The organism is Bartonella rattaustraliani AUST/NH4, from assembly GCF_000312565.1.
GTDB lineage: Bacteria > Pseudomonadota > Alphaproteobacteria > Rhizobiales > Rhizobiaceae > Bartonella > Bartonella rattaustraliani.
This window is the reverse complement of record NZ_CALW02000034.1, coordinates 1-7,308: the sequence shown is the minus strand read 5'-3', so window position 1 is coordinate 7,308 and position 7,308 is coordinate 1. Positions and strand designations below refer to the sequence as shown.

Sequence of the window (7,308 nt, the reverse complement as noted above, 5' to 3'; positions counted from 1 at the left end):
CATTCATTGTTAACAGTTGTTTTATTTTTTAATCCATTGTGTAAATATACGTCAATTTCTTTCAAAAGAGTTTTATGGTTTTTGGAGGTGGGGGGTGTGTTTATATTATTTTTTTTAAAGAGTAAGAAAAATAAAAAACATTATATTTCAATGTGTTAGTATTTTTACAATACAACCAATAAAGACAATATAATCTATAAAAACAACTCATAATATATATAGCAAGGGGTTTTATCATGGTTTTGGTGTTTTTTTAGCACACAAAACTTATGATTTGAGAGAGTGGTTTCAATATAACTTATGAAATGGCATCTTAAAAGTCTTAAAGCAATTCAAAGAAGAGTGTTTAAAAGTGCAAAGCTTCTTTTTTTAGAAAAGCACATGATAAAGAATTCCTTTTAAGATTGTATGTAAGCAACTTAACAAGAGAGGTATAGACTATAGTTATAAGACTCTATACTCCTTGTGAGTTTATCATACTCATCATGTGAGCATGTTTTATAAGTTATTCAGTTTCTCTTATTTCTAATTTTGGTAAGTTTCTCACAATTTTCATGGTTTCTAAACTTACAGTAATAACCCTTTGAAACAATTCTAGAGGATAAGCAGGATTGCCAATAGTTTCAACGGCATAGCAATTGGCATCATTAACAATGCCGCTTTTTTTATCCGTCTTAACACATTGACGCCCCATAACCCATTCAAGAGCAGGTTTCCCATTTACGATATACTCATAAGCATCAAGAGGGATATCTGTCATTGTGATATGACGATTGTAAATCACTGTAGATTTATCTTCTTCCTTTATTTTTGCAAATTTCATTTCCGTAACGTGATAAAATTCTTCAGGATTGGAAATATCAGTCAGTTTTGGATTCCCCTTTTTAAAGGTCACGGGATAAGGTGCTACAGTTTCATAATTGACATGCAAGTGAGCAAGTTCACGCCCTGCTTTAGTGAATTTCCAAAAATCTTCAGCGGTTTTCACACAAGGGATACGAGGCAACTCTTTGCATAAATTATACGCATAACGTGTACGATAATCTTTTGAATGGAAAATTCCATAAACATAATAGAATAGATCATCTTTAGTAATTTTTTCATTTGGATAAGCGGCTTTAAAATATTCTAACCCTTCATCAGTAATGGCATCACGTCTCTGTAAACCAGCTGTTGCACTTTCTTCTGTAGGGTTTGTAAATAAATAGGATTGTCTCTCACTTTTATTTTTCTCTTTTGAAAATGTAACATTTTCGTAAATATATCTTGGAAAGCATTGACTATTATCAATTACACATACGTCAGGCAAATTCTTAATCATCAAAACAGAAAAACCACTTCGTGCTCCCATAGAAGAAACTTGAATTACTTTATTCTCTGCTGCTTCTCCTATAGGGAATATACGTGGCATTTGATAAACTCCATCATTGAGAGTGCGATTATAATAAAGCCACTGTCGTGTAAAAGGACGATACAAACTTTTGGTAAGATAATTTTCCTTAAAATTGAAAGACTTTCCTTTTACCAAGTCTTTTTTGAGATTATAACTCCAACTTATTTTTTTCGCATCGGTATTGATAAAATTGTCTACAGCCTTTTCACGTGTCTCACGATCAACATGCCTATTAAAGCGTTTTACTTCGCTATTATAAAAGCCAATCATATTACTCATATTTTTTGCCACTGTTGTACAGCTTGAGTTATATGCCCACGCATCACGGCTTGTCATAATGCCACGAGAAAACATTGCAAATAATTTTTTATCATTATTTTTCTTATCACCTAAAGCTAAAAATGTTTTGAAACTTTCATCACGTTGATTAATCCAATCGCCATACTGATCTGGTGTAATTATTTTCCAACCGTCTTCACGTGTAATACCACTAATACTGCCAAATTCGTCAAGGATCTCAAGTTTCCTTTTTGTTATAAGATTATTACCAATATCATGATAGTAAATTTTACAAGGTCCAGTAACATTAGGTTTTTTGATAAAGAGCGTTATAGCAATACCGGTCATACTGCCATTGCCAAAAACATTTTCGCCTTCTTGAGCAGCCCCATTGCTTAACATGTTTTTACGAATATCCCCTCGTAAATTAAGCACATAAATACTGGTGAATTCTTTAGCTAAAGATTTTCGTAAGCTATCCATTGTTGGTTTTTCTATATAACCAGAACCAGAAACAAAACCGATGACCCCAGCATTATCAATACGATCACTAGCCCAACGGATAGCACGGATATAACTATCGTAAAGTGACCGTTTATTGGTTGCTTTCGATTGGGCTGCATAGGTTGCACCAATACGTTTATCTAATATCGGATAAGGTGTATTCTTTGCATTATCGTTTTCATTTTTTTGTCCTACTGAATAAGGAGGATTACCAAAGATAACTTTGATATTGAGCTTTTTCTGAAGTTCTAAATAGTCACTGTTTGCTTTGAATATACCTCGCAGCAAATCTTTCCCTTCAAGCATCTGGAAAGTATCAGCCAAACCAATATGCTTGAAAGGTATATAGTCACCTTTCATAACACTATGATAGGTCGTTTCAATATTAATCGCAGCTATGTAATAGGCAAGCAAGACAATCTCGTTGGCATGGATATCATAACGATATTTATATTCTATATCCTCTGGTTTTATGAGATTTGATTGTAAAAGCCGTGTGATAAAAGTACCGGTGCCGGTAAAAGGGTCAAGAATAGAAACACCCCGTGACCCTAAGCTTTCTCCAAATTCAGCTCGTAAAACATCATCAACAGAATGAATAATAAAATCTACAACCGCAACGGGGGTATAAACAATACCAAGTCTATCCGTTGTCTTTTTAAAAGCTTTAGCAAAAAAACTTTCATAAAGCTTAATAATAAGATTTTGTTTTGCTTGCGGTCTTGTAATGCCAGACGCACCGAACTTCACACTGTCATAAAATTTTTTAAGCTCTTTAGATTTCTCTTCAATACTTGTTTTATCGAGTTCAGCTAAAATCTTTTCCATTGCTTGTGATATGGCATTGTTTTGTACAAACTCATTTCCATTAAACAAGGATTCAAACACAGGGCGGGTCACAAGGTGCTGTGCGAGCATTTCAAGAGCATCCTCTTGTTTGATGGCACTGTTTACGTTGTTTTGTAATTCCTTATGAAAGGCATCAAAAGCATGAGAAACTTTGCTTGTCTTATCCGAAAGCATGTCTTGAAGATGATTGATATGGTTTTGAGCAATCTCAGCAACATCACCAGCCCAAATACCCCAATAATCGGTAATATCACAGGTTTTCAAAAAAATTGTCTTGATGAACTCAGCAAATCCAGAAGAAAAATCTAGTTCTTCTTGTCCTCCATATGCCGATTGAGGTTTGCTTTCTGCTGTTCCAATGGCAAGTCCAAAACCTTCGGATTTTGCTTGTATAGGGATCTCATCAACCGTTGTGGTTAATTCTTTTAATTCATCAGTACGCTTAAGCTCTAAGATCTCAATCGTATGGCTACTATCTTGTCCTAGCGACATTTGGTTAATCGTTCTAGCAAGTTTTTCATCATGGGCATGTAAAGCATTAACAACTTGCCAGACAACACTGTATTTACTATTGTGTTTTACAGATTCTTTGGCATCTATGTATGATGGAACAACAACCGGTAAAATGATATAGCCCGTCTTTTTCCCTTCTGCTCGACGCATCACACGCCCCACTGCTTGTATCACATCCACTTGGCTATTGCGCGGGTGTAAAAACATGATGGCATCAAGAGCAGGAACATCAATCCCTTCTGAAAGACAGCGCACATTGCTTAAGATCCGACAAACATTTTTACCGGCATCTTCTTTAAGCCAATCAAGAGCTTGATTACGCGTTTTAACACTTTGTGTTCCGTCAATATGTTTTATTTCACACTCAAGAGAAGGAACATTTTTAAGGGTATCATTGATATGAGATTTAATGACTTTATTAAATGCATTTCTAACATATTTAGAGGTGTCGATATCTTTGCAAAAAGCTAAAGCTGTATGCATGGGCTCTGTATCATCATCATCAACAGTAGCTTCTTTATCTATTTTGGTAAGGGCTCTATAGCAGCCAATAATTTTTGCAACATCACCTAAATCAATTGCACAGTCTTTATTGGTAATAATATGTTGTATTTCTGGAGTAAGAAAGTTTTCATTAACCCCCAAGACCACAATCTTGTAAGGTGTTAAAAGTCCATTCTCTATAGCTTCGGTAAATGTATAATGATGGAGTTGTTTACCGTAAATCGTTTCATCATCCATAGACGCTAGCACAGCATTCATTCCATCAGCACGTCTTTTGGCATTATTGGTAAAGATCTTTGGGGTTGCTGTCATGTAGAGGCGTTTTTTGCCTTGTATCATGCTATTGTCATGAACCTTGATAAATTCAGATTCACTCTTGTCTGTTCCCAACACAACTCCAGTGGTCCTATGGGCTTCATCACAAATAATCAGATCAAATTCGGGTAAACCATGATCCTTTTGTGCACCAGCAATCACTTGAATAGAATGGTAAGTAGAAAAGATCACAGTCATGACATTAGGCGACGTCTTATGGGCTTTACTAGCAAGCTCTTTGGCATCTGTTGTGGCTGGTAAGACAAGATCTGATGAATCCATGGCAACGGCATCATCTTGGACTTTACGACGCTTGCCCACTTGTATATCAGAACAGACAGCAAAGGAACGTAAAGGCACTTCTGCATCTGTCGTCCATTCTCTTATCGTTTGTGACATAAGAGCGAGAGAAGGCACCAGAAACAAAACACGCTTGCCTTTCCCTGCTATCTGTTCTGCTATCTTCAAACTGGTGAAAGTCTTTCCCGTTCCACAAGCCATGATTAGCTTGCCACGGTCTGCTGCCTTTAAACCCTCACACACAGCTTTCAGTGCTTCTGCTTGATGATCTCGAAGTTGTTTTACCTCTCTTTTCTTGAGAGTGGCTTGCCCCTTATTGGCAAACATGCCCCAATCAATTTGACTGTTTTCTAAATCAAAGAGATTAATGCGTTGAATGGGGACTTTTTGCCCTTGGCAGGTTAAATCAACATTCTCACTCCAATCGGTTTCCGTACTGTCAACTAAAAGTCGACGGGTGAATGGATCTTTGCCCGAGGCAGCAATAAAGCTATCAATATCTTCTTTTTTAATGCAGTGAGAGGTTTCATAGAATTTACATTGAATAGCCGCATAGCCATTTTCATCACGAATTTTAGCGACTAGGTCAATGCCAATATCACGCCCATCTTCCCCACGCTCTCTCGCCCACTCACAATAGGTCTGAACAGTCTCATATTCTTGCTTTTGAATGGGGTCCTGCGTCAAATAAGTCTTGACCAGCTTTTCGAAAACAGTTCCTCGTTCACGAGGATTTGTGGCACCCTCACGACAGAATTGTAAGAGAGCGCGTAAAGAGATTGGTTTATTATCATCTTTATGAGATTGCAGCATTATACAGAAAACTCCATTTGCCTTATGACGTCGATCAATTGTCATCAAAAGAATCGGAATGAAGTTTAATAAATACATTTCGGATAAATAGCGAGTGTCAGATGAGGTGAAATTCCTGCAAAATCGGTAAATTTTTTTCAAAAGGGGTTTTTAAAGGCTGCTTATCCACAGCCCATGATACGGACTGAGATCAGTAAAAGAGTGAAATTTACTAGTCGTTTTATGAATTCATCATTTTATGGAGCTATCAAGAGAGGCTTTAAGATATGCTTTAAATATCAAAAAGAATATTTTGAAGTGTTTTATCATGCATTCAAAACGATAGATTTCGTATGCTAAAAAAAACACCAAAATCACGACAAAACCCCTTAGTATATATTCTATTAGTTGTATTTATAAGTTGTGATATCGATATGATTGTATTCTTAAAATACTAATATATTGAAATATAATGTTTTTTTATTTTTCTTGCTCTTTAAAGAAAATAATATAAGCATACCCCCCACTTCCAAAAGCTAACAAAACTCTTTTTAAGAAGAATTCTGGTCATTTTCTTTAAAAAAAAGGGGCAGTGAACAGAATATCATTGGCTGGATATTCAAAACGTATGGGGGAAAGAATAAGCTGTATCTGATAAACACTATCCGGTATCGGATAAAGATAAAGTTTCCGATCAAAATAACTGTAACAAACGGGGGATCCTGTTTGCCCTGAGGCGATCAAAGGACCTAAAGAGAGCGCGTCTCTATGCTCCAATGCAACCTTGGCTTGCCTATCCTTATGAAGAAAGCCCCCTTTGATCTTAGCAGAGGTTTCAATATGGGGGGCCTCTGGGGCACCATAGATACTTTTCCCCTTCCCTGTGTTAAAAACAACATCCATGCTTTCGTTAAAGTAAAATCTTTCCCGTTCACAAAAGCGAATTGCTGCTAAAGCACTTTCCTGTATCTGATGAGCATACTCATCCGTTACGTCATCAATTTCGTCCTGAATGACAGACACAAGCCTGGAAAAGGTTGCTCTTTGTTCAATAACGTCTTGCTCGTCTTGTATCGAACCGCCCGTCCTTACCCTGATATAGTGACGTGACATTCTAAAACCTTTTAGTTGACATTATATATTTGTGCATTATAGTATACATATGATAAATATTTATAAGACTAAAAAATTTGATCTTTGGTTTAAAAAATTCAAAAATACAAATGTTGAAATTATCATTCTTCAACGTATTGCACGCTTAGAAGAAGGTCATTTAGGTGATGTTAAATTTTTTAGTGGCATAGGTGAATTGCGTATCCACTATGGTGCCGGTTACAGAATTTATTTTGCTCAAAAAGGCTCTGATATTATCCTTTTGTTATGTGGAGGAAATAAATCAACACAACAAAAAGATATTGAACAAGCATTAAAGTTAAAACAGGAGTACCATTATGAAAGCGACCCCATTTAAAATCGAAGAATATCTTGAAACTGCTGAGAAACAACAAATGTTTCTCAACGAAGCCTTCAAAACTGGTGATGCGGCTCATATTGCTCACGCCATTGGTATTGTTGCCAGAGCTCAAAATATGAGTGCTTTAGCAAAAGAAATAAACCGTGAACGCAGTGGTTTATATCGTTCCTTAAGCAAAACTGGTGATCCCAAGCTTTCTACTTTAGTTGCTGTGTTATCTTCCCTGAATCTGCAATTAAACGTACAATCTTCTACTTCATCCATAAACTGAGGGGGAGTCCACACACATCCCTCCCCTCAACTTTAGCGATGAGTAACAAACTCCACAACGATACTTGCCTCACCAGATTGTACCGTTTTATCTGCTTTGGCATAAAGATTAATC

Annotated in this window: 4 protein-coding genes; 2 read left to right on the top strand and 2 right to left on the bottom strand. The window is 36.4% G+C overall.

The features are described 5' to 3' along the window. Positions 1–505 precede the first annotated feature (505 nt). Both BN67_RS05865 and BN67_RS11685 read right to left on the bottom strand, forming a co-directional pair. Positions 506–5,470 carry a DEAD/DEAH box helicase gene (locus tag BN67_RS05865; protein WP_019223214.1) on the bottom strand — a complete coding sequence of 1,655 codons (4,965 nt, stop codon included), beginning with the start codon at positions 5,468–5,470 and terminating at the stop codon, positions 506–508. Positions 5,471–6,025: 555 nt separating this feature from the next. Continuing rightward, entirely contained in the window at positions 6,026–6,562 is a 537-nt protein-coding gene (locus BN67_RS11685) for a hypothetical protein (RefSeq protein WP_019223213.1), read from the bottom strand. A gap of 49 nt (positions 6,563–6,611) precedes the next feature. Here BN67_RS11685 and BN67_RS05855 point away from each other — a divergent pair, with 49 nt between their 5' ends. Together BN67_RS05855 and BN67_RS05850 are read left to right on the top strand one after the other, a co-directional pair. Next, positions 6,612–6,920, top strand: coding sequence for a type II toxin-antitoxin system RelE/ParE family toxin (locus BN67_RS05855; RefSeq protein ID WP_019223212.1), 309 nt, complete (start codon positions 6,612–6,614; stop codon positions 6,918–6,920). Further along, positions 6,901–7,194, top strand: coding sequence for an addiction module antidote protein (locus tag BN67_RS05850; protein ID WP_019223211.1), 294 nt, complete (start codon positions 6,901–6,903; stop codon positions 7,192–7,194). Before BN67_RS05855 ends, BN67_RS05850 begins: the two co-directional genes overlap by 20 nt. Positions 7,195–7,308 lie beyond the last annotated feature (114 nt).

Bases quoted from the DNA above. Each gene is read 5' to 3' on its own strand.
- BN67_RS11685 (WP_019223213.1), bottom strand. From the start codon at position 6,562: ATGTCACGTCACTATATCAGGGTAAGGACGGGCGGTTCGATACAAGAC.
- BN67_RS05865 (WP_019223214.1), bottom strand. From the start codon at position 5,470: ATGCTGCAATCTCATAAAGATGATAATAAACCAATCTCTTTACGCGCT.
- BN67_RS05850 (WP_019223211.1), top strand. From the start codon at position 6,901: ATGAAAGCGACCCCATTTAAAATCGAAGAATATCTTGAAACTGCTGAG.
- BN67_RS05855 (WP_019223212.1), top strand. From the start codon at position 6,612: ATGATAAATATTTATAAGACTAAAAAATTTGATCTTTGGTTTAAAAAA.